This window comes from Kribbella sp. NBC_00662 (assembly GCF_041430295.1).
Taxonomy (GTDB): Bacteria; Actinomycetota; Actinomycetes; order Propionibacteriales; family Kribbellaceae; genus Kribbella.
The window spans coordinates 2,842,120-2,862,133 of the sequence record NZ_CP109029.1 but is presented as its reverse complement, the minus strand read 5'-3'; the positions used below and the strand labels follow the sequence as shown (position 1 = coordinate 2,862,133).

General features: G+C 68.3%; 19 protein-coding genes. 13 read left to right on the top strand and 6 right to left on the bottom strand.

The window, feature by feature from the left end; translation table 11 throughout:
* Positions 1–83 precede the first annotated feature (83 nt).
* On the top strand, positions 84–1,019 hold the full coding sequence (locus OHA10_RS14460; RefSeq protein WP_371406710.1) for a hypothetical protein: 936 nt from the start codon (positions 84–86) through the stop codon (positions 1,017–1,019).
* On the opposite strand, the gene OHA10_RS14455 is transcribed toward OHA10_RS14460, so the two are convergent.
* Positions 1,016–2,434 (bottom strand): serine/threonine-protein kinase, encoded by a 1,419-nt coding sequence (locus OHA10_RS14455; protein WP_371406709.1) that lies wholly within the window; start codon positions 2,432–2,434, stop codon positions 1,016–1,018. The genes OHA10_RS14460 and OHA10_RS14455 overlap by 4 nt on opposite strands.
* A gap of 167 nt (positions 2,435–2,601) precedes the next feature.
* Between OHA10_RS14455 and OHA10_RS14450 the strand changes: the two genes are divergently transcribed.
* The 11 genes from OHA10_RS14450 to OHA10_RS14400 all read left to right on the top strand — a co-directional run bounded on the left by OHA10_RS14450 (position 2,602) and on the right by OHA10_RS14400 (position 13,548).
* Complete coding sequence (locus OHA10_RS14450; protein WP_371406708.1) at positions 2,602–3,759, top strand: hypothetical protein; 1,158 nt, start codon at positions 2,602–2,604, stop codon at positions 3,757–3,759.
* Positions 3,760–3,823: 64 nt separating this feature from the next.
* Positions 3,824–4,993 carry a hypothetical protein gene (locus OHA10_RS14445; protein ID WP_371406707.1) on the top strand — a complete coding sequence of 390 codons (1,170 nt, stop codon included), beginning with the start codon at positions 3,824–3,826 and terminating at the stop codon, positions 4,991–4,993.
* A gap of 55 nt (positions 4,994–5,048) precedes the next feature.
* Positions 5,049–5,780, top strand: coding sequence for a metallophosphoesterase (locus tag OHA10_RS14440; protein ID WP_371406706.1), 732 nt, complete (start codon positions 5,049–5,051; stop codon positions 5,778–5,780).
* Between the two features lie 17 nt (positions 5,781–5,797).
* On the top strand, positions 5,798–6,922 hold the full coding sequence (locus OHA10_RS14435; RefSeq protein ID WP_371406705.1) for a histidine kinase: 1,125 nt from the start codon (positions 5,798–5,800) through the stop codon (positions 6,920–6,922).
* A gap of 185 nt (positions 6,923–7,107) precedes the next feature.
* A complete protein-coding gene (gene fdhA, locus OHA10_RS14430; protein WP_371406704.1) occupies positions 7,108–8,322 on the top strand; it encodes a formaldehyde dehydrogenase, glutathione-independent in 1,215 nt (404 codons plus the stop codon).
* A gap of 111 nt (positions 8,323–8,433) precedes the next feature.
* Complete coding sequence (locus OHA10_RS14425) at positions 8,434–8,625, top strand: hypothetical protein (RefSeq protein ID WP_371406703.1); 192 nt, start codon at positions 8,434–8,436, stop codon at positions 8,623–8,625.
* A gap of 29 nt (positions 8,626–8,654) precedes the next feature.
* Positions 8,655–9,401, top strand: coding sequence for a LytR/AlgR family response regulator transcription factor (locus OHA10_RS14420; RefSeq protein ID WP_371406702.1), 747 nt, complete (start codon positions 8,655–8,657; stop codon positions 9,399–9,401).
* Positions 9,398–9,778, top strand: coding sequence for a hypothetical protein (locus OHA10_RS14415; protein WP_371406701.1), 381 nt, complete (start codon positions 9,398–9,400; stop codon positions 9,776–9,778). Before OHA10_RS14420 ends, OHA10_RS14415 begins: the two co-directional genes overlap by 4 nt.
* A complete protein-coding gene (locus tag OHA10_RS14410; RefSeq protein WP_371406700.1) occupies positions 9,779–11,383 on the top strand; it encodes a cation acetate symporter in 1,605 nt (534 codons plus the stop codon).
* 189 nt (positions 11,384–11,572) lie between these two features.
* The gene (locus tag OHA10_RS14405) at positions 11,573–11,905 is read left to right on the top strand and encodes a DUF485 domain-containing protein (RefSeq protein ID WP_371406699.1); all 333 of its coding nucleotides are present in this window, start codon (positions 11,573–11,575) and stop codon (positions 11,903–11,905) included.
* A gap of 11 nt (positions 11,906–11,916) precedes the next feature.
* On the top strand, positions 11,917–13,548 hold the full coding sequence (locus OHA10_RS14400; protein WP_371407944.1) for a cation acetate symporter: 1,632 nt from the start codon (positions 11,917–11,919) through the stop codon (positions 13,546–13,548).
* 159 nt (positions 13,549–13,707) lie between these two features.
* Here the strand turns inward: OHA10_RS14400 and OHA10_RS14395 are convergent, their stop codons facing one another.
* Genes OHA10_RS14395 through OHA10_RS14385 form a run of 3 tightly spaced genes read right to left on the bottom strand, consistent with a single transcriptional unit; the run spans position 13,708 to position 16,190 of the window.
* Entirely contained in the window at positions 13,708–15,195 is a 1,488-nt protein-coding gene (locus OHA10_RS14395) for a CHAD domain-containing protein (RefSeq protein WP_371406698.1), read from the bottom strand.
* Between the two features lie 57 nt (positions 15,196–15,252).
* Positions 15,253–15,393, bottom strand: coding sequence for a hypothetical protein (locus tag OHA10_RS14390; RefSeq protein ID WP_371406697.1), 141 nt, complete (start codon positions 15,391–15,393; stop codon positions 15,253–15,255).
* On the bottom strand, positions 15,390–16,190 hold the full coding sequence (locus OHA10_RS14385; protein ID WP_371406696.1) for a methyltransferase: 801 nt from the start codon (positions 16,188–16,190) through the stop codon (positions 15,390–15,392). Before OHA10_RS14385 ends, OHA10_RS14390 begins: the two co-directional genes overlap by 4 nt.
* Positions 16,191–16,218: 28 nt before the next feature.
* Here OHA10_RS14385 and OHA10_RS14380 point away from each other — a divergent pair, with 28 nt between their 5' ends.
* On the top strand, positions 16,219–17,745 hold the full coding sequence (locus OHA10_RS14380; RefSeq protein ID WP_371406695.1) for a PLP-dependent aminotransferase family protein: 1,527 nt from the start codon (positions 16,219–16,221) through the stop codon (positions 17,743–17,745).
* Here OHA10_RS14380 and OHA10_RS14375 read toward each other — a convergent pair.
* Positions 17,733–18,695 (bottom strand): hypothetical protein, encoded by a 963-nt coding sequence (locus OHA10_RS14375; RefSeq protein ID WP_371406694.1) that lies wholly within the window; start codon positions 18,693–18,695, stop codon positions 17,733–17,735. The two genes, OHA10_RS14380 and OHA10_RS14375, sit on opposite strands and share 13 nt — an antisense overlap.
* A gap of 12 nt (positions 18,696–18,707) precedes the next feature.
* Positions 18,708–19,994 carry an MFS transporter gene (locus OHA10_RS14370; protein WP_371406693.1) on the bottom strand — a complete coding sequence of 429 codons (1,287 nt, stop codon included), beginning with the start codon at positions 19,992–19,994 and terminating at the stop codon, positions 18,708–18,710.
* Positions 19,995–20,014 lie beyond the last annotated feature (20 nt).

The following is a 20,014-nucleotide window of genomic DNA, read 5'->3' as shown; positions in this document are numbered from 1 at the left end:
CGCCCGGTGAGCCCTCGCTTGTTACTCATTGGCGATCTACTCTGAAAATCTCGTAGGTTTCCGCCCAACCTCCGGAGGTCACCATGCGCATTCTCGCCATCTCGACCGCCCTCCTCACCACCGCCGCCACCCTCACCGCAGCCCTGCCGGCGCACGCCGCGATCAGCTGCGACACCGCCACCACCGGCGGTTCGACGTTCTACGACGGGCCGTCCGCGTCGAAGAAGTACGACGCGCGGTTCAGCAACAGCGCGAGCATCCCGAACCTCAGCACGTACACCCCACAAGGCGCGGGCACTTGGTACAACTGGGACGGCTCCGGCAAGAACCTGCTCCTCGTCGCGGCGTACCGCGAGGGCGCCGACTCCGAGATCTACGGCATCGATCCGTCCACCGGCTCCACGGTCGGCGTGGTCGCGATCGCCGAGTCGCACGTCGGTGGGATCACTGTGAGCAAGGGCTGGGCGTTCGTCGCCGGCCAGGGCAGCAGCATCCGCAAGTACCGGCTGACCGAGCTACGGGATGCGCTGAAGGCAGCGGGTACGCCGTACCTCGCACAGGTCGGTACTGCGCGCGACGTCGCCGGATCGTCGTTCATCGGGAGCTACGGCGACTCGCTGTTCGCCGGGACGTTCAACGACACCGGCCGCGGGACCATGTACGAGTACAAGATCGCCGACGACGGCACGCTGACCACCCAGTCCGGGGCGTGGGAGATCCCGACCAAGACGCAGGGCCTGACCGTCACGGCGAACCACTTCATCTACAGCACGTCGTACGGCCGTGGGAACCGCAGCAACATCTATGTGGTGAAGCGCGGTCAGAAGGACCTCGATGCGGCCGCACTGAGCTGCTTCCGGGCGCCGAGCATGACCGAGGGCATCACGGAGTACAACGGAACGGCGTACCTGGTCTACGAGTCGGGCTCCTACCTGTACGCGTCGGACCCGGCCACGCTGAACGTCATCCCCCGCATGCACAAGGCATCCATCTCGTCACTGACGTCCTTGGTGCCTTAAGGCTGCTGGTACGCCGCCGAGTCGAGCACGCTGGTCCGGGTCTTCTCGTCGTTGGCCCGCACCTGGATCCGGAGCAGCGTGCTGTCGTTCACCTTCTGATACCGCTCGACCACCGCAGGATTCGAGTCGCAGGTGTAATTGAAGGTAACCGTCGACTGACCGGTGTTCGTCGTGCCCGCAGTGCATCCGGCCGGCGCGGTGCCACTTGTCGGCAGGCTGCTCGCAGGCACCAGGCCGACGAAGACGCCCTCTACCTTCGGGTCGTTCTGCCACGCCGACGTGCTGGTGCTGACCACGAGCGCTGGGGTGGAGTCGACCGCCTTCTGCTTCCACGCGCGCGGGACTTCCACCGACAGCGGTTTGGCCTCCACCTTGATCGGGCGGGTCAGCACGTACTCGTACCCGCCGTACCCACCACCTGCCGCGAGAACCAGCGCAGCGAGCGTAGTGATCACCGCGGCCCGCCGGCGGCGCTTGGGCTTCACCGGGAGGGTCGGCTCGTTCGAGCTGGCCAGTGCGGTCGCCTGGTCGACCGGAGCCGCCGCGGGCGCCGGTGCAGGCATCTCCGCGGCCGGAACCAACCCAGCCGGCACCTTGCCCGTGGTGTGCGCCTCTCGGAGCGCGTTGAGGAAGCTGTCGAGATCAGGCCAGCGCTGATCGCGGTCCGGCTCGAGAGCACGCCGTACGACGACGTCGATCGCGTCCGGTACGTCCTCGCGCAGCGTGGTCATCGACGGCGGCGGTGCGTCGATCTGCATGACCGCACCGAGGCTGGCGACACCATGCGGCGCCTGTCCGGTGAAGGCGGCGTACGCGACCGCGCCCAACGAATACAGGTCTGCACGGTGGTCCAGGCGGTCGCCCATGACCTGCTCAGGAGCGACGTACGCCGGAGTGCCGCCGGGCATCGTGATCCGCGACACCTCGGCCAGCGACTTGCCCAGACCGAGGTCGGACAGCATGGCGCGATCGCCGGCAGCGGAGTCGGTGCGGAAGAGAACGTTGGCCGGCTTCACGTCGCGGTGCAGTACGCCGCGCGCGTGCAGGTGCTTCAGGCCGCGCCCGACCTGCGTGATGATCCGGACCGCCTCGCCGAACTCGAGCGGACCCGCCTTGATCCGCTCGGCGAGCGTGCCACCGTCGGCGTACGTGAGGACCATGAACGGGCGGCCGTCGTCGGCCTCGCCGATGTCGTGCACGCCGACGACGTACAGCGAATCGACCTTGCGCAGGAACCGGCCCTCGGCCAGGAAGCGACGGCGGACATCCTCGTCCTCGACCCAGTTCTCGGACAGGATCTTGACCGCGACCTCGGCGTCCAACTGCTCGTCCCGGGCCAGCCAAACGGTCGCGAAACCTCCGGCACCCACCCGGCGGACCAGGGAGTACCGGCCGATCCGGGGTGGCTGGTCCATGGCGCAATTATGCTCGATCCGTCCTGCGACCCGTTCGCTGGAGTGAACAAAGCGGTGTTTCCCGTCGTCACATCTCCCGACAGCGGGCCCTGACGGCCCGCTCGGCCGTGGTCCGCCGCACGGTCCAGCCAAGCCGTGCCATGACCATGTTCGACAGGAGATCGCCGATGCGAGTGCAGAACGGCCGCTTGGTCGCCCTCGTCGCAGCCGTCGCCGTGGCCGCGATCGCGGGCGGCGGCGCCCTCGCCTACCGCCAGGGCCCGGAGACCGCCGAGGCCGAGGCGGCCCCGCTCTCCACCTCCCCGTCCAAGGGCAGCCCGACGACGCCCAAGCCGACGGCCACGCCGTCGAAGACGCCGACGCCGAGCAGCACACCGTCGTCGACCGGACCGCTGAAGACGAAGATCGTCCTGAACAAGCTCCCGACCGGCCGGGCGCCGCAGATCGCGTACCTGACCGGCCGGACGATCCGCGGCGGCGCGGGCGGGGACATCAAGGTCCCCGGCACCGCCGGCATCCAGGAGGTCGCCCGGCTCGGCTCGTCGGCGCTCGCCGTCGTCACCAAGGGCTACGGCACCGAGATGCTGACCATCGACACCGACGGCAAGGTCACCGCCCGGACGCCCGACATCACCCAGATCGTCACGACGGACGACGGCCTCGGCGCGGCGTACGTCGGCTCGCGCCTGAAGGACACCGGTGAGGAGACCGGCGTGACCAGCCTCTACGCCGAGCAGGCCCAGGGCCAGGCAGGCGTCCAGAAGGTGACCATGCCGAACATCTGGAACCCCGCACTGCTGGGCTATCTCAACGGCAAGGTCTACTTCGACGCCTCGAAGACGCAGGACGGGACGTCCACCCTTTACGAGTGGACTCCCGCCCAGTCGAAGGTGATCCCGATCGACTCGGTCCCGAAAGCGATGGCGGTTTCCAGCGTCGGTACGGCGGGTTCGCTGACCACGCTGGCCGACCAGAACAGCTGCAGCAGCCTCCTCACGGTGCCGGCAGGCAAACGGCTTTGGCGCACCTGTGACTACCAGATCGTCGGCTTCACTCCGGACGGCGCGACTGCGATCGCCGGTCCGATGTACCAGGACGGGTACGGCAACGGCATCGCTGCTGTGCTGGACGCCAAGAAGGGCACACTGCTGCACGAGTGGTCCGGAGTGTTCCGGCAGTGGGTTCCGGAGGACGACCAGCACCTGCTCCTGCTCGCCGACACAGGTGAAGAGACACCGGCCTCAATCATCCGCTGCACGGTGTCCACCGGCGCCTGCGAACTCGCCACGCCCCTTGCCAAGGGCCCACTCCTGATCGGGGACTGAGTTGACGACTCCGCCGAAGCGACAGCTGAACGGCCGCCTGATTGCTGTCGTAGCGGCTACCGCTGTGGCTGCTGTCGCCGTCGGCGGAGCGCTCGCATACCGCCAGACTCCTGAGTCAGCCTCCACAACCGTCGCCGCACCGCTGGGCGGCACCTCGAGCTCCACGCCGTCGCCCACGCCGTCGCCGACCCCTGTGCTCACCTCAGCCACGGTCGTAAAACCCACACAGACCCCGACGCCGCCGAAGCCGTCGCTCACGCCGAAGACTCCGTCGAAGACGCCTGAGGTCCCCTCCGGCCCGGTCGCTCTCGAAGCGGCCAAGCTGACGCAGGGCAAGGACCCGCAACTGGCTTATCGCTTCGACCGCACGGTGCTCGGCGCCGGCAAGGAGTTGAAGGTCCCGAGCAACGGCAGCCTCATGGAGGTCGCCCGCTTGGGCAGCAGCGTGCTCGCGACGACCTCCGGCGGCGAGTTGCTCAAGGTCGGCCCGACCGGCGCGGTGGTCAGCCGTACGCCGCATGTCATGACCCTCGCCGGGACGGCCGACCAGTCGGCGGTGGCGTACGCGACGACCCCGCCGGTGGTCGTCGGGCAGCAGACGTACGGCGCGACGCTCTACGCGGACAACGGCGCCTCGGTGAAGTCGCTGGACCTCCCGGACGTCCAGAGCATCTACGTGCTCGCGTACACGAAGGACACGATCTACTACAAGGCTTCCGTCAAAGGCGCCGAGACGACGTTGAAGCTGTACTCGTGGACGCCGGGTGCTATCAAGCCCGTTCAGGTGAAGACAGTCACCGGCGACGCGATGGCGGTCTCTCCGGACGGCCGTCTGGCGTCGGCACTGCCCGCGAACAACACCGGCGACGGCTGCTCCACAGTCATCGAGATCGCCACCGGCAAGAAGCGGTTCAAGACCTGCGACTACCGGGTCACCGGATTCACCCCTGACGGCGCAGTCGCGATCGGCACACCGGCGTACGGCGACAGCTACTGCAGCAACATCATCACCGCGCTGGACTCGCGCACCGGCGCAGTCGAGCGCCAGTGGAGTGGCTGCTTCTACGAGGCCGTCGCCGAGAACGAGCAGAACCTGCTGATGGTCGCCGTCGTGACCGGCGGCGGTCAGGACCCGAACACGAAGAGCACGGTCGTGCGCTGCTCCCTCGACACCGCAACGTGTGAACGCGCCACCGGGATCGTCGCCGCCAAGCAGGTCGACTTCGCCCGGTGATCTGCTCTGAGCAGATGTCCCTTTGCAGCAAGGGTTTTCGCGGCAGACTGCAGCTATGACGACGGTTGCCGTACTGGCTGACATTCATGGGGTGCTGCCTGCGTTGGAGGCGGTGCTGGCCGATGCTCAGGACGCGGATGTGATCGTGCTGGCCGGGGACATCGCGAGTGGGCCGCAGCCGGTGGAGACTCTGGATGTCTTGACGGCGCTCGGAGATCGGGCGGTCTGGGTGCGCGGCAACGCGGACCGGGAGCTGGTGGAGATGGCTCGCGGGACGTACGACGCCGAGCCGCCGGATGAGGTGAGCCCATGGGCCGCGGCGCAACTGCGGCCGGACCAGGTCGAACTACTGGCCGGACTGCCCACCACTGTGACGATCGGGGACGTGCTGTACTGCCACGCCACTCCTCGCGACGACGAGGAGATGGTGCTGGTCGACAGTCCGATCTCCCGGTGGTCCACAGTGTTCAACGGGCTGCCGGCTGATGTCAGGACGGTCGTATGCGGCCACACCCACATGCCGTTCGCCCGACAGGTCGATCGGCGGCTGGTGGTCAACGCGGGCAGCGTCGGCATGCCGTACGGCGCACCTGGTCCGAGCTGGGCGCTCCTCACCGAGGACGGCGTACAACTGCGTCGATCTGCGCTGGACGCGACTGCGGCCGCGGACCGGATCGTGCGCGAGTCGGCGTACCCAGGACGTGAGGCGTGGGTTGCGGAGTACCTGCTGAGCACGTACTCCGACACGGAGGCGCTGGAGGCGTTCAGGCCGCGTGCGGAGGGCTGAGCGGTTACCGTCAGGGGGTGTTCGCTCGGCGGAGGAAGCATTTCGGGACTCCGGCCGACAAGGCGACGTATGCGACCCTGCATACCGCCTCGTTGGCCAGCCCGCACCTGCGCGAGGGCCTGACTCCCGCTGCGGCGGGTAAGGCTAGCCGCCACCTCAGAGACCTCCTGGGTACGGCGGCCATCGCGATCTGCGACTCGTCCGGCGTACTGGCGTGGGACGGCGTCGGTGGACCGTACGAGAGCAATCACCGCCGTGACGCCAAGGCCCTCGCCGCACCGACGCTCCGCTCCGGACGCACCGCAGTGCTAGGCGCGCATGATGTGGCGTGCGGCGATCCGCAGTGCCCGATCCGAACGGCGGTGGTCGCGCCGATCGTCACCGAGGAGCGCGTGGTCGCCGTACTGGTCGCGTACAGCAACAACACCTCGGCTGCGCTGGTCAGAGCCACCGAGGAGGTCGCCCGGTGGGTCTCTGGGCAGGTGGAGCTGGCTGAGCTCAACAAGGAACGCACACGGGCCATGGAGGCCGAGCTGCGTGCACTGCGGGCTCAGATCAGCCCGCACTTCATCTACAACGCTCTGGCCGCTATAGCGTCGTTCGTCCGCACAGATCCCGAGCGGGCGCGTGAACTGCTGCTGGAGTTCGCGGACTTCTCCCGGTACGCACTGCGGCGTGGCGGCGAGTACACCACGCTGGCCGACGAGCTGCGCAACGTGGAGCGCTATCTGGTGCTGGAGCAGGCCCGCTTCGGTGATCGGCTGAAGGTGTCGCTCCAGATTGCGCCAGAAGTCCTGCCGGTGGTCATCCCGTTCCTGGTCGTCCAGCCGCTGGTGGAGAACGCAGTACGGCACGGTCTCGAGGCGGGCGCCGGATCGATCACGATCCGTGCGCGGGACCGGATCAACGAGGCTGAGATCAGCGTGGAGGACGACGGCGCGGGCAGTGACCCTGAGGTGATCCGGGCAGCGCTCTCCGGCGAGACCGGCAGCGACTCGGTCGGCCTGGGCAACGTCGACGCCCGGCTGCGTCAGGTGTACGGCGACACGTACGGCCTGGTCGTGGAGACCGCACTGGACGCCGGCACGAAGGTAACTTTCCGCATCCCCAAATACTCCTCAGGGGTGCACGCTTCGCCGTAGAAAGTCCTTGTTTTGTTGACGGTTCCGGGTGCGGCGGACTAGCGTCGGGAGCATCCCCTGACGACATCGACCGGGGGCAGGCGACGACCGGATCGCCTCTTCTCTCGCAGTGGCGACCACGGCCCGCGACAGCGCACATCTCCACCCGTGCCGCGGATGGAGCATCCTGGGGAGGAGCACCACTCATGCCAGGAAACAGGGCAGTTATCTACAAGGGGCCAGGCGCCGTGGCGGTCGAGACCATCGACTACCCAGCCTTGGAACTCAAGGACGGACCGGGGGTCAACCCCGCGAACGTCGGCCGGCAGATTCCGCACGGCGCGATTCTGAAGGTGGTGGCGACCAACATCTGCGGCAGCGACCAGCACATGGTGCGCGGCCGGACGACGGCACCACCCGGGCTCGCACTCGGCCACGAGATCACCGGTGAGGTGGTGGAGGTCGGCCGGGACGTCGAGTTCATCAAGGTCGGCGACCTGGTGTCGGTACCGTTCAACATCGCCTGCGGGCGTTGTGTCAACTGCAAGGAAGGCAAGACCGGGGTCTGCCTGAACGTCAACCCGGACCGGCCGGGATCGGCGTACGGGTACGTCGACATGGGCGGCTGGGTCGGCGGCCAGGCGGAGTACGCACTGGTGCCGTACGCCGACTGGAACCTGCTGCGGTTCCCGGACAAGGCGCAGGCGATGGAGAAGATCCGCGACCTGGCCATGCTGGCGGACATCTTCCCGACCGGGTACCACGGCGCCGTCACCGCCGGCGTCGGCACCGGGTCTTCGGTGTACGTCGCAGGCGGCGGCCCGGTCGGGCTGGCGGCGGCCACCGCGGCGTTCCTCCTCGGCGCGGCGGTCGTCATGGTCGCCGACCTGCAGAAGGACCGGCTCTACCAGGCACGCAGTTTCGGCTGCGAGACGATCGACGTGTCGCAGGGCGATCCGAAGGACCAGATCGACCAGATTCTCGGTGAACCCGAGGTGGACTGTGCGATCGACGCGGTCGGTTTCGAGGCCCATGGTCACGGCAGCGACGCCCAGGCCGAGCGGCCGGCGACGGTGCTGAACACGGTCATGGACGTGACCCGCGCCGGTGGCGCGGTCGGTATCCCGGGGCTCTACGTCACCGGCGACCCCGGGGCCACCGACGAAGCGGCGAAGAGCGGTTCGCTCTCGATCCGGCTCGGCCTCGGCTGGGCGAAATCGCTGTCGTTCACGACCGGGCAGTGCCCCGTGATGCGGTACAACCGCCAGTTGATGCAGGCGATCCTGCACGACCGGACGCAGATCGCGAAGAACGTGAACGCCACGGTCATCTCGCTGGACGAGGCACCCACCGGGTACGCCGAGTTCGACCACGGCGCGGCACGCAAGTACGTGCTCGATCCGCACGGAATGATCAAGTAGACCGGCGGCCGCGGTGGGAGCGGGGACGCCACCCGCTCCCACTGCGTCGTGCGGTACTGGGGTGTCGGACGATACTGGGATCGGAGCAGACCGTTACGGAGAGCGGCTTCCATGACCAGTGACAACCGGTTGGACCTCGAGTTCGCCTACACGAGCCACGACGATTCCTGCAAGGACCTGTACTCGCCGTACTACTACTGCCGGCGTCCGCGCGGCCACGACGGCTTACATGCAGCGGGCTTCGGCTCGAGCCGGCTGCGCTGGGACCACCGAGCCGACCACCCGCCCCGAATGCTGTCGTAGAGCCAGATCCGGCCGCTACTGTTCGCTTTATGGCCGACACTCCGCTGCGCGCGCTGGTCGCGGACGACGAGGAGCCCGCTCGCGCCGAACTGGTGTACCTGCTGAGTCAGGACCCCCGGATCGGCCACATCCAGACCGCGTCCGACGGCCCGGAGGCACTGAAGATCCTGCAGGCAAGCGACCTGGACGTGGTGTTCTGCGACATCAAGATGCCCGGTCTGGACGGCATCGACCTGGCCAGCGTGCTGTCCAAGTTCCGCCCCCCGCGCCCGCGGATCGTCTTCGTCACGGCGTACGACGAACACGCCGTCGCAGCCTTCGAGCTCGACGCGGCCGACTACGTCATGAAACCGGTCCGGGCCGAGCGCCTGGCCGAGGCGGTCCGCCGGGTGGTCACTGCGGGTGCACCGGTCGCGCTGCAGTCGCCGGACGACACCGAGGACGAGACGATCTCGGTCGAGCTGGCCGGCGTCACCCGGTTCGTCCAGCGCTCCACAGTCCGGTACGTCGAGGCACAGGGCGACTATGCCCGCCTGCACACCGGTCAGAACTCGCACCTGGTCCGAATTCCGCTCAGCACTCTGGAGGAGCGCTGGCGAGACGCCGGCTTCACGCGGATCCACCGCAGCACGCTGGTCGCACTGGCACACATCGACGAGATGCGCGTAGACGGCGGCCGGTGCGCGGTCCGAGTGGGCGGCGACTGGCTCCCGGTCAGCCGACGGCACACCCGCGAACTGCGCGACCTCCTGGTCCGATCGACGTCGTTGCGATGAGTACGCCGGAGGGACCGCGTCGGGTCCGCGTCACGAGCCCGCGTACCAGCGCGGCGCGGCGTCCGATCATCCCGACCGGCACCCGCGAGATCGACGAGCAGACCAGGCTCGGCGAGATATACATGCTCTCGCTGGTCCAGTCCCAGCTACGGCTGACGCTGGCCGTCATCGGCGGCGTACTGCTCGTCCTGGGCAGCATCCCGCTACTCTTCTGGCTCGTCCCGCCGACCCGCACGCTGTCCATCTTCGGCCTACCGCTGCCCTGGGTCATCCTCGGCATCCTGGTCTACCCGGTCGTGTACGTCGCCGCGCGCATCTACGTCCGCAACGCCGAACGGATCGAGGCCGAGTTCACCGAGTTCGTCGGACGGCAATAGATGTCGTCGGCAATTAGTTTGAGTGCGATCGGGTTGGTGGTCGCGGCGACGATCGGGATCGGGTTGTTCGGGCTGCGGATCTCGCGGACCACGAGTGACTTCTACGTCGCGAGTCGTGCGGTCAGCCCGCGCTGGAACGCGTCGGCGATCAGCGGCGAGTACCTGTCGGCCGCGTCGTTCCTCGGCGTCGCCGGTCTGGTGCTGGTGAACGGCGCGGACATGCTGTGGTTCTCCGTCGGCTATACGGTCGGCTACCTGATGCTGCTGGTCCTGGTCGCAGCTCCCCTGCGTCGCTCCGGCGCCTACACGCTGCCGGACTTCGCCGAGACCCGCTTCGAATCGCCTTTGGTACGGCGGATCTGCGCCGGTCTCGTGGTCGGTATCGGGACGCTCTATCTCCTACCGCAGTTGCACGGCGCCGGTCTCGCCGTACAAACCGTCACCGGCGCACCGCCGCAGGTCGGGGCGATGATCGTCGCGGTCATCGTGGTCATCAACGTGGCCGCGGGCGGGATGCGGTCGATCACGTTCGTCCAGGCGTTCCAGTACTGGCTGAAGCTGACAGCGTTGGCAGCACCGATCTTCGTGATCCTGCTCGCGTGGCACCAGCCGACCGGCGTACTCGACTCACTGCACGGCGCCGCATCCGAATGGGCCGAGCCGTTGTCACGCGCCGGCGGTCGGGACCACCCGCTGTACGCGACGTATTCGTTGCTCTTGGCCCTTTGTTTCGGGACGATGGGGCTCCCGCACGTCCTCGTCCGCTTCTACACGAACCCGGACGGGCGCGCGGCCCGGCGTACCACCGTCGTCGTCCTCGCGTTGCTCGGCATGTTCTACCTCTTCCCGCCGATGTACGCCGTACTCGGGCGGACCTTCGCGCCGGACCTGGTGGCGAGTGGCGGGGACACCGTCGTACTCGAGCTGCCGGGGCGAGTTTTCCCTGGTACAGCAGGCGATCTGCTCGGTGCGCTGGTCGCGGCGGGGGCGTTCGCAGCGTTCCTGTCGACGTCGTCGGGGTTGACGGTCGCGATCGCCGGGGTGATCGACCAGGACCTGTTGCGAAGCCGGTTGCGAGAGTGGACCGGCGGCGATTACGTGGCGGTGAACAGCTTCCGGATCGCGGCGCTGATCGCGATGATCGTGCCGTACCTGGCGTTCACGGTGACTGGCTCGTTGAGCCTTGCGGACACCGTCGGGCTCGCGTTCGCGCTTGCCGCGTCCACGTTCTGCCCGCTGCTGGTGCTGGGGATCTGGTGGCGGCGGATGTCGACCACAGGTGCCGCGGCGGGGCTGGTCGTCGGCGGGATCGCGGCCAGCGCCGCCGCGTTGACCAACGTGGCCGGCGCACCCCAAGGCGGTTGGCCGCGGGCGCTCGTCGGACAGCCGGCCGCGTGGACGATGCCGCTCGCGTTCCTCACCGTGATCGTGGTCTCGAAGCTCACCCCGGACCGCATCCCGGCCGGGACCGCTCGCAGCATGGTCCGCCTGCACACCCCGGAGGCCGTCGACGTGGACCGCGGACCTGCGCCACTGACCAACCGTCCGTCGAGCACCCCGCCCGCACCGCGCCACGCCTACCGGCCACCGGCGACCGGCCGTTGATCAGTGGCGGGCGTCCGCCGCTCGTCGTGCCGTTCCTACCGCTCGTCGCATTCGAGTGATCCACCGGACGACTGGTCTGCTCCGCTGAGCGCTCGATGCGCGCCGGTGCTGTCGAAGCATCGTGACCCAGGCCACAGTACGACGTGCCCGGCCTCTTCCGCCCGGCTCGATCCACTCTGGAGGCTCGCGATGAGTGATACACGCGATCCGGACCTGACGACCTATCGGGATGTCCAGCTCTCACCGGACTTCTCCGAGCTGCGTCGCAGGTTCCGGCGGTTCGTGTTCCCGATGACCGCACTGTTCCTGGTCTGGTACTTCGTCTACGTCCTGCTCGCCGACTACGCGCACGGCTTCATGTCGCACAAGGTCGGCGGCAACATCACCGTCGCCCTGCTGTTCGGGCTCGGCCAGTTCGTGTCGACGTTCGCGATCACGCTGATCTACGTCCGCTGGGCCGACCGCCGGCTCGACCCGGACGCCGAGAAGCTGCGCCACCAGATCGAGGGAGAACTGCAGTGATCGCCCCACTGATGTTGCCGCTGGCAACGGACATCGGCAACCCGACCGTCAACATCGTCATCTTCGCGTTGTTCGTCGTGGCCACGCTGGCGATCGTGTTCCGGGCTTCCCGCAACAACAAGACCGCGGCCGACTTCTACGCCGGCGGCCGATCCTTCACCGGCCCGCAGAACGGCATCGCGATCTCCGGCGACTACCTGTCCGCCGCGTCGTTCCTCGGCATCGCCGGCGCGATCGCGCTGAACGGGTACGACGGCTTCCTGTACTCGATCGGGTTCCTCGTCGCCTGGCTGGTTGCACTGCTACTCGTTGCCGAGCTGCTACGGAACACCGGTCGCTTCACGATGGCCGACGTACTGTCGTTCCGGCTGAAGCAGCGGCCGGTCCGGATGGCGGCCGCGATCTCGACCCTCGTCGTCTGCTTCTTCTACCTGCTGGCGCAGATGGCCGGCGCCGGCGGTCTGGTCGCACTGCTGCTCGGGGTCAGCCACCGGGCCGGACAGAGCATCGTGATCGCCGTGGTCGGCATCCTGATGATCACGTACGTCCTGGTCGGCGGCATGAAGGGCACCACCTGGGTGCAGATCGTCAAGGCCGTGCTGCTGGTCATCGGCGCCGGCATCATGACGGTCTGGGTGCTCGCGAAGTACACCTTCAACCTGTCCAGCCTGCTCGGCGCAGCGGTCGACAAGAGCCCGGCCGCCGGCGAGAAGCTGCTGTCGCCCGGCCTGCAGTACGGCGCGACCGGCGTCACCAAGCTGGACTTCATCTCGCTGGCTCTCGCGCTGGTGCTCGGCACCGCGGGTCTCCCGCACGTGCTGATGCGCTTCTACACCGTGCCGGACTCGAAGGAAGCCCGCCGCAGCGTCAGCTGGGCGATCTGGATCATCGGCATCTTCTACCTGTTCACACTGGTCCTCGGGTACGGCGCTGCCGCGATCGTCGGACCGGACCGCATCAAGGCCGCACCGGGCAAGGCGAACTCGGCCGCCCCGCTGCTCGCCTTCGAACTGGGCGGCGAGGTCCTGCTCGGCGTCATCTCCGCGGTCGCCTTCGCCACCATCCTCGCCGTCGTGGCCGGGTTGACGATCACCGCGAGTACGTCGTTCGCGCACGACATCTACGGCCAGATCATCAAGAAGGGCCAGATCAGCGGCCAGGGCGAGGTCCGCATCGCGCGGTACACCGCGGTCGTGATCGGCATCGTCGCGATCATCGGCGGCATCTTCGCGAACGGCCAGAACATCGCCTTCCTGGTCGCACTCGCCTTCGCGGTCGCGGCGAGCGCGAACCTGCCGACGATCCTGTACTCGCTGTTCTGGCGGCGCTTCAACACCCGCGGCGCACTCTGGAGCATCTACGGCGGCCTGGCCTCGACGATCATCCTGATCGTGTTCAGCCCGGTCGTCTCCGGCAAGGTCGACGCCAAGACCCACGCCAGCCTGTCGATGATCACCGACACCAGCATCGACTTCCACTGGTTCCCGCTCGACAACCCCGGCATCGTCACGATTCCCCTGGCATTCTTCCTCGGCTGGCTGGGCACCGTGACCAGCAAGGAGCCGGTCGACGTGGACCGCTTCGCCGAAATGGAAGTCCGCTCCCTCACCGGCGCGGGCGCCGAAAAGGCAGTCAACCACTAAGACCTGTCAGGCAGGTCCTGCTCATCACACGCGGACCTGCCTGACAGCCCCAACCCCGGGCGGCCAGGTAGGCGAGCACCTGACCGCCCGGCTCCACGTCTGGGGAGAAACAACCCTCAAGAAGAAGAGAGCCGCCTGTAGCACCGCGATGGGCAGTCTTCAGAGCTTGAGGGTTGGCCAGAGTTTGTAGAAGGCGTCTCGGGAGGTGTTGCCGCGGGCTTCTTCGGTGGCGTGGAGGCGGCCGAAGGTGAAGGGGTTGCCGCCGTCGGCGAAGACTTCGAGGGCGAGCTGGTGGAGGAGGTCGCGGGAGACGACGGAGTCCTGGTGTTCGCCGAGGATCTCCTGGACCTGTTCGGCACCCGCCGCCATCGCGCCGGCCTCATCACCCAGCACGGGTACGGCGGACTCCGCGGCGTACCGCAGACGCTTGGCGGCCTTGCGGACTTCATGGAGTTCGTGGTCCTGCTCAGCGACCGTCTCCGCGGCCTGGGAGCGCTTGACCGCCTTGCGCATCCGTTTGCGGTCGTGGTCGAGAAGCTCCCCGATCTGCTTGCTCGCCTTCCGGTCGTCACCCGTCACCGGCGGCTTCGCGATCAGCTCGTCGAGAGTGTCGAGCAGCCGGAAATAGCGCTCACTCTCGAGCGCGGCCAACGCCCCCGCACGCCCGTCCTTGTAGACCCGACGCAGATGGTCGTCGATCCGCCCGGCAACGCGACCCATGACCAGCTCGACCGGCTGCTCCGCGACCTCGGCCGCGAAGTGTTCACGCTGCACCTCAGCATCCCGCGCGACGCCGAGCTCACCCGCGAGCCACTTGAGCTCGACCCGGATCTCATCGCCGACCGATCGATCGATCACCGGCCGGTACGTCGCCAGCGCCGACCGCAGCCGCCGCGTCGCGACCCGGAACTTGTGGATCGAGTCCGGAACATCCCGCCGTACCTCAGGGTCCCTCTCGTGGATCGCCTCAACCTGCGCGCCGGCGTACGCGCGGAACAAGTCGGAGGTCCGCGGCTTCTTCGGCAGCGTCCAATCCACCGACGACGGCACCCGGCTGCCGAGCGCCCGCGCCAGCTTGCTCGGACCGCTCGCGGGACGCGCGCCGGCCGACCTCAGCAGCTCACCGGCCTCCTCGAGCAGCGGCTTGTCCCCGCCGACGAGCTCCACCTCCCACTCGCGCCAGCTCTCCGGCTCGCCGTCCTCGACCGTCGCGGTCACGTTGTCGTCGGCGACCTCCGCGAGTACGGCGCCGTCCGCGTCGAGCAGACGGTGTACGACGCGCCGCGTGTGCAGCGTCACGACCGGCGCCAGCGCGTGATCGCGGGCGTGGACGCGGACCGTGCGTACGACGGCAATCGGCACACTCCGCGCCGACCGCCCGAGCGGATGGTGCACCTCGAGCCGCTCACCCGACGACACGGGGAACTTCACGTGCCAGCCGTCGTCCTCACCACCGGTGCGGCGGCGCAGCGTCACCTTGTTCGCGGCCAGGTCGAGGTCGGGGGTGTCGTAGTACACCGCCTCCAGGTCCAGCTCGACGGGTTGGGCGACGCTCGCGACCCCAGGCAGCTCGTGCAGCGCCGGCAGAATCACGCTGTCGTCGACGTCGTACTTCGTCTCGATCTCTAGCTGCTCAGTCGGGGCCATACCCACTTGTTTACCAGGCGTTCATGAACTGGTCAGGTGATCGCGAGCATGAACTGGTCAGCTGATCGCGCGGAGATCGGCGACAAGTCGTTGGAGATCGCGATCCTCGATGCCGTTGAGTGCCGGGCGGATCTGCCTGCGCTGGTTGCGATTCAGCGCCCGGCAGACCGCGGCGACGAGAACGAGTAGAGCGATCATGTCCGACCGACCCCCTTGAAGAACGTGTAGTGGAACGTGCCGCCGGGCCCGGCGGTCTTCTCCAGATCGCGGATGCCCGCGACCCATTCGGCCTCGGTACGCCGTCCGGCCGCGATCGCGCGCTCCCGGACCGACTCGACCATCGCGATGAACGTCTTACGCGTGAAGCCGTCGACGAGATGCGGGAGCGTCTGGTCGGCGTACACGGTGCGCGGCTCGACGTGTACGTCGTCGTATCCGGCCTGCTCGAGCAGCGGCTGGAGGCGCCGGCCGATGAGCGAGTCGCCGCCCGCCTCGGCCTGGAGGTCGACGAGGCAGTCGACCGCGGCTTGGGCCTGCGTACTGCGCGGGTGGTAGATGGCGGACCCGTGGTCGCCTTCGATCACCGTGATCCTGCCGCCGGGGTTGAGGAGGTCGCGCAGACCAACCAGAGCCTTGCCGGGGTCCACGAGGTGCTCGAGCACGAAACAGACGAAGACGTGGTCGAACTTCTCGTCCTGGAGGTCGTGCAGGTCGGCGTGACGCCAATCGACCGCGGCTTCCGGGGCGTGTACGGCGACGCGGGCCTTCGCCTGGGCGAGCGACTCCTCGGAGACGTCGACCGAGACGAGCTCGATGCCGGGGCTGCGGGTCACAAGCTGGACGGTCTGCGCGCCGACGCCGCAGCCGGCCTCCAGCACGCGGCTGCCGGCTGGATAGGTGGTGCCGCCGTGGAGGAGGTCGGCCAGCGTTCCGGCCTGGTCCGCGAGGCGGCGGGTCTCGGCCGGGGTGTACCCGTGAACGTAGTCAGTTCCCATACCTCTACGGTCCAGCCACAATGGTCCTGTGAACAGGTCCAATCCGGGAAGAAGTGGTCGGTCCAAAGGCGGGGCGGACTTCCTCCAACTCGATCCGGCCGAGGCACCGCCCGGCGGTCTCGCGGACTGGCTCACCAACCGCCTCCGTACGGCGATCTCCACCGGCCACCTCCCGGTCGGCAGCCGCCTCCCCGCCACCCGCACCCTCGCGACCGACCTCGGCATCTCCCGCGGCGTGGTCACGGAGTCCTACCAACGCCTCACCGAGGACGGCCACGTCACCGGCCGAGGCCGCGCCGGCACAGTTGTGGTGGGCACCGGCAGCTCGACAGGACGTAGTCGTCTACGTATACCTCCTCGCCCGCCTGGCACCCCGCCAGAAGACAGCGGAACGGCCGACACCTCCTGTCCATCTGCAGATCTGAGCGACCCCGGCCTCGAGATCTTCGACAACCTTCGCGCGGCACCGGCCAGGATCGACCTGACGCCCGGGGTGCCCGATCTGGCTGCCTTCCCACGGACGGCGTGGTTGCGAGCCGAGCGGGCCGTCCTGAACGACCTGGAGTCGGCAGACTTCGGGTACGGCGATCCCGCCGGGACTCCCGCGCTCCGACAAGCCGTCGCGAACTGGCTGGCCCGCAACCGCGGCATCGCCGCCGACCCGGACGACCTGATCATCGTGGCCGGTGTGGCGCAGGCGATCGGGCTGGTGGCGCAGGTCCTCGACCGGCGCGGCGTCCACGAGATCGCCGTGGAGGACCCCGGCTCGCTCGGATCCCGGCAACACCTGCAGAACTGGGGAATGCACACTCCGCCGATCCCCGTCGACGACCGCGGCCTCCAGGTCGACGTACTGCGGGAATCCGCCGCCCGCGTGGTCATGGTGACGCCGGCGCACCACTTCCCGACCGGCGTCGTACTCGACGGCGAACGTCGGCGCGAGCTGATCGGATGGGCCGCGGACGGCGGATTGATCATCGAGGACGACTACGACGCCGAGCACCGGTACGACCGCCCTCCGGTGCCTGCGCTGCGCGCGATGCTGACCGACCAGGTGATCTACGCCGGCAGCATCTCCAAACTGCTCGCGCCGTCGCTGCGGATCGGGTGGATGCTCGCGCCCGCGCAGTACAAGGACGAGCTGGTCGGCCGGAAGCGTCTGGCCGACCTCGGCAACGCGGCGCTCCCGCAGCTCACCCTGGCCCACCTCATGGAGTCCGGCGAGCTCGAACGCCACCTCCGCTTCCTCCGCCGCCGGCACCGCGTCCGCCGCGACGCGATGGTCACCGCCATCCACAACTACTTGCCCACCGCAACCATCCACGGCGCCGCCGCCGGCCTGCACCTCACGATCACCTTCAACGACTCCACCAACGACATGGAGCTGGCCGCCTCAGCCCTGAGCAAAGGGATCAAAACCCACCCCCTCTCCTGGCACAGCCAACTGGCCCATGCCCCCGGCCTCGTGCTCGGCTACGCCGCCCGCACCCCCACCGAGATCACCGAGGCCATCGCGACCATCGCCGCCGCTGCCGGGTCCGTTCAGCGGGTGTAGAGCGAGGACATGGCGAGGGCGAACTGGGTCATCAGATCGGGATTGATCGGACGAGCCGGAAGCGGGACCAGGTCGACCAGTTTGTCGTCGCCGACGCGGATCGTGGTGCGTCCGGTCGCGGTGTCGACGTACCCCTCGTCGCCGAGTGGGATCGGCTGCGAGGTCGCGGCCTTGCGGATCGGAGCCATCAAGGCTGCGGCCTGCGTCGTACGGCGAACCGAGGTGTAGAGCACGCTCGTCGTGGTGACCCAGCCGCAGACCGGGTCGCCGAGGAGCGTCTCACCGTCGCGCCTGGCCATCGCCGGCGAGCCCATCACCTTCTCGGCCGCGGACGACCCGCGCTCGCAGTCCGGCCGGGTGATCAGCAGCTCCGGATCGGGCAGACCGGGCACCTGCTGAATCACGTCCTGACCGATCACGAGGTACTTCGCGAGCGTCGCCTTGGGGCCGGTGATCTTGTAGAGCCTGCCCTTGAGCAGGAACACCACGAACGTGCTCGTCCCGTACCCGCCCTCGCCCAGCGCGGCCGGCTTGGCAGGCTCCTTCTTGGTCGCCGCGTACGCCTTCTGGGCCGCAGCCAGCGTCGCTTTCGTTGCCAGAAGCACCGAAGTCTCGACGTTCAGCACCGGGCCGTTCGCAGCCGTGCTCAGGGTCAGCTGACAGACGTCGTACGTCGGGATCCCGAAATCGACCGGCGGCGTCTCGGGCTGGATGTTCGCCACCTTCACCCCGAGCGTCGACTGCACCAGCGAGGCGTCCATCCGCACGCACAACGTGTCCGCGACCTTCGAGGGCGATGACGGCGTCGCGGACGGTGTCTCGGAAGGCGTTTCACTCGGAGTCTGCGATACCGACACCAGCGGCGGCGCACTCGGCGCGTCTTCCTGACCGGGACCGCTACAGCCCACGAGCAGGACAACGGCGAGCCCGGCGGCGATCAAGGTACGCATGATGTCTTGAGACTAACGGGCTGCGCGGAGGTCCCTTTCGCGGACGGCGTGTTCGTCGGTGCGGGAGTCGTACCGCCAGAACTCGCGCAGCCAAGAGGCGGTGCCGACCACGCCGATGACGCACAGGGCGCCGCCGCTGACGATCGCCGTACGGACGCCGGTGAGGTCCGCGACCAGACCGGAGCGGGCTTGGCCGCCGAGCGGGCCGAGGGAGTACCCGAGCATCTCGATCCCGGCCAGCCGGCCGCGCATCTCGTCGGGGATCGTCTGGTTCCAGATCACCGAGCGGAACAGCACCGAGACCATGTCGGCCGCTCCCGCCAGGGCGAAGAACCCGATCGCGAACCAGATGTTCGGCGCCAGTCCGGCGATTCCGACCGCTGCGCCCCAGCCCATCGTGGCCAGGACGACGGCCCGCCCCTGGTGATGGACGTGTTTGGCCCAGCCGCTGGTCAGGCTGGCGCACATCGCCCCGATCGCCTCGGCGCTGTAGAGGAGACCGAGCAGTTTCGGTTCCTTCAGGATGTCCGTCGCGAACGCCGGGAACAGCACGATCGGCATCGCCAGGAACATCCCGACCATGTCCACCAGGTACGTCGCCAGCAGGTCCTTGCGGCGGAACGCGTACACGATCCCACCGCCGATCGCGCGCAGGCTCGGCGCGGTGGTTTGGTCCCCCGCCCGGTACGAGCCCAGCCGGCTGTAGAGCAGCGTCGCGAACACGATCCCGGTCAGCTCGACCGCGAATGCCCAGGTCACGCCCACAGAACCGACCAGAACGCCACCCAGCGCCGGACCGGCCAGCTGGCCGACCTGCGAGGTCAGGGAGCTCAGCGCGACCGCAGCTGGGATCTCCTGATGGCGGACCACGCGCGGCAGGAGTGCCTCGCGGGACGGCCGCTGCAGCGATGACGCGACCGCGTTCAGCGCGCCACAGACGTAGATCAGCCAGATCTGCGGGTGTGCCAGGAGCGTGTTGGTGACCATCAGTGCGGAGATGACCACTTGCGCGATACCGGTGCCGACGAGCAGCTTCCGGCGCTCCACGTGGTCGGCCAGCGCACCGCCGTACAGCCCGAACACGACGAGGGGTGCGATCGTCACCAGACCCATCGCGCCGACGGCGAAGTTCGAGCCGGTGAGTTGGTACAGCTGGTACGGCAGAGCGACGTAGCCGACCATGCCGCCGAGGAAGAACACCGATCCGGAGACCAGCAGGATACGGAAGTCACGGGAACCACGCCACGGGGTCAGATCGACGCGCAACCGGGCCAGTCGCGTGCGGAGACTTGCTGCCACCGCAACATACTGACAGGTCC

Excerpts from the sequence above, each read along its gene's own strand:
- OHA10_RS14460 (WP_371406710.1), top strand. The coding sequence starts at position 84 with ATGCGCATTCTCGCCATCTCGACCGCCCTCCTCACCACCGCCGCCACC.
- OHA10_RS14455 (WP_371406709.1), bottom strand. The coding sequence starts at position 2,434 with ATGGACCAGCCACCCCGGATCGGCCGGTACTCCCTGGTCCGCCGGGTG.
- OHA10_RS14450 (WP_371406708.1), top strand. The coding sequence starts at position 2,602 with ATGCGAGTGCAGAACGGCCGCTTGGTCGCCCTCGTCGCAGCCGTCGCC.
- OHA10_RS14440 (WP_371406706.1), top strand. The coding sequence starts at position 5,049 with ATGACGACGGTTGCCGTACTGGCTGACATTCATGGGGTGCTGCCTGCG.
- fdhA (WP_371406704.1), top strand. The coding sequence starts at position 7,108 with ATGCCAGGAAACAGGGCAGTTATCTACAAGGGGCCAGGCGCCGTGGCG.
- OHA10_RS14425 (WP_371406703.1), top strand. The coding sequence starts at position 8,434 with ATGACCAGTGACAACCGGTTGGACCTCGAGTTCGCCTACACGAGCCAC.
- OHA10_RS14420 (WP_371406702.1), top strand. The coding sequence starts at position 8,655 with ATGGCCGACACTCCGCTGCGCGCGCTGGTCGCGGACGACGAGGAGCCC.
- OHA10_RS14415 (WP_371406701.1), top strand. The coding sequence starts at position 9,398 with ATGAGTACGCCGGAGGGACCGCGTCGGGTCCGCGTCACGAGCCCGCGT.
- OHA10_RS14410 (WP_371406700.1), top strand. The coding sequence starts at position 9,779 with ATGTCGTCGGCAATTAGTTTGAGTGCGATCGGGTTGGTGGTCGCGGCG.
- OHA10_RS14405 (WP_371406699.1), top strand. The coding sequence starts at position 11,573 with ATGAGTGATACACGCGATCCGGACCTGACGACCTATCGGGATGTCCAG.
- OHA10_RS14400 (WP_371407944.1), top strand. The coding sequence starts at position 11,917 with ATGTTGCCGCTGGCAACGGACATCGGCAACCCGACCGTCAACATCGTC.
- OHA10_RS14395 (WP_371406698.1), bottom strand. The coding sequence starts at position 15,195 with ATGGCCCCGACTGAGCAGCTAGAGATCGAGACGAAGTACGACGTCGAC.
- OHA10_RS14390 (WP_371406697.1), bottom strand. The coding sequence starts at position 15,393 with ATGATCGCTCTACTCGTTCTCGTCGCCGCGGTCTGCCGGGCGCTGAAT.
- OHA10_RS14385 (WP_371406696.1), bottom strand. The coding sequence starts at position 16,190 with ATGGGAACTGACTACGTTCACGGGTACACCCCGGCCGAGACCCGCCGC.
- OHA10_RS14375 (WP_371406694.1), bottom strand. The coding sequence starts at position 18,695 with ATGCGTACCTTGATCGCCGCCGGGCTCGCCGTTGTCCTGCTCGTGGGC.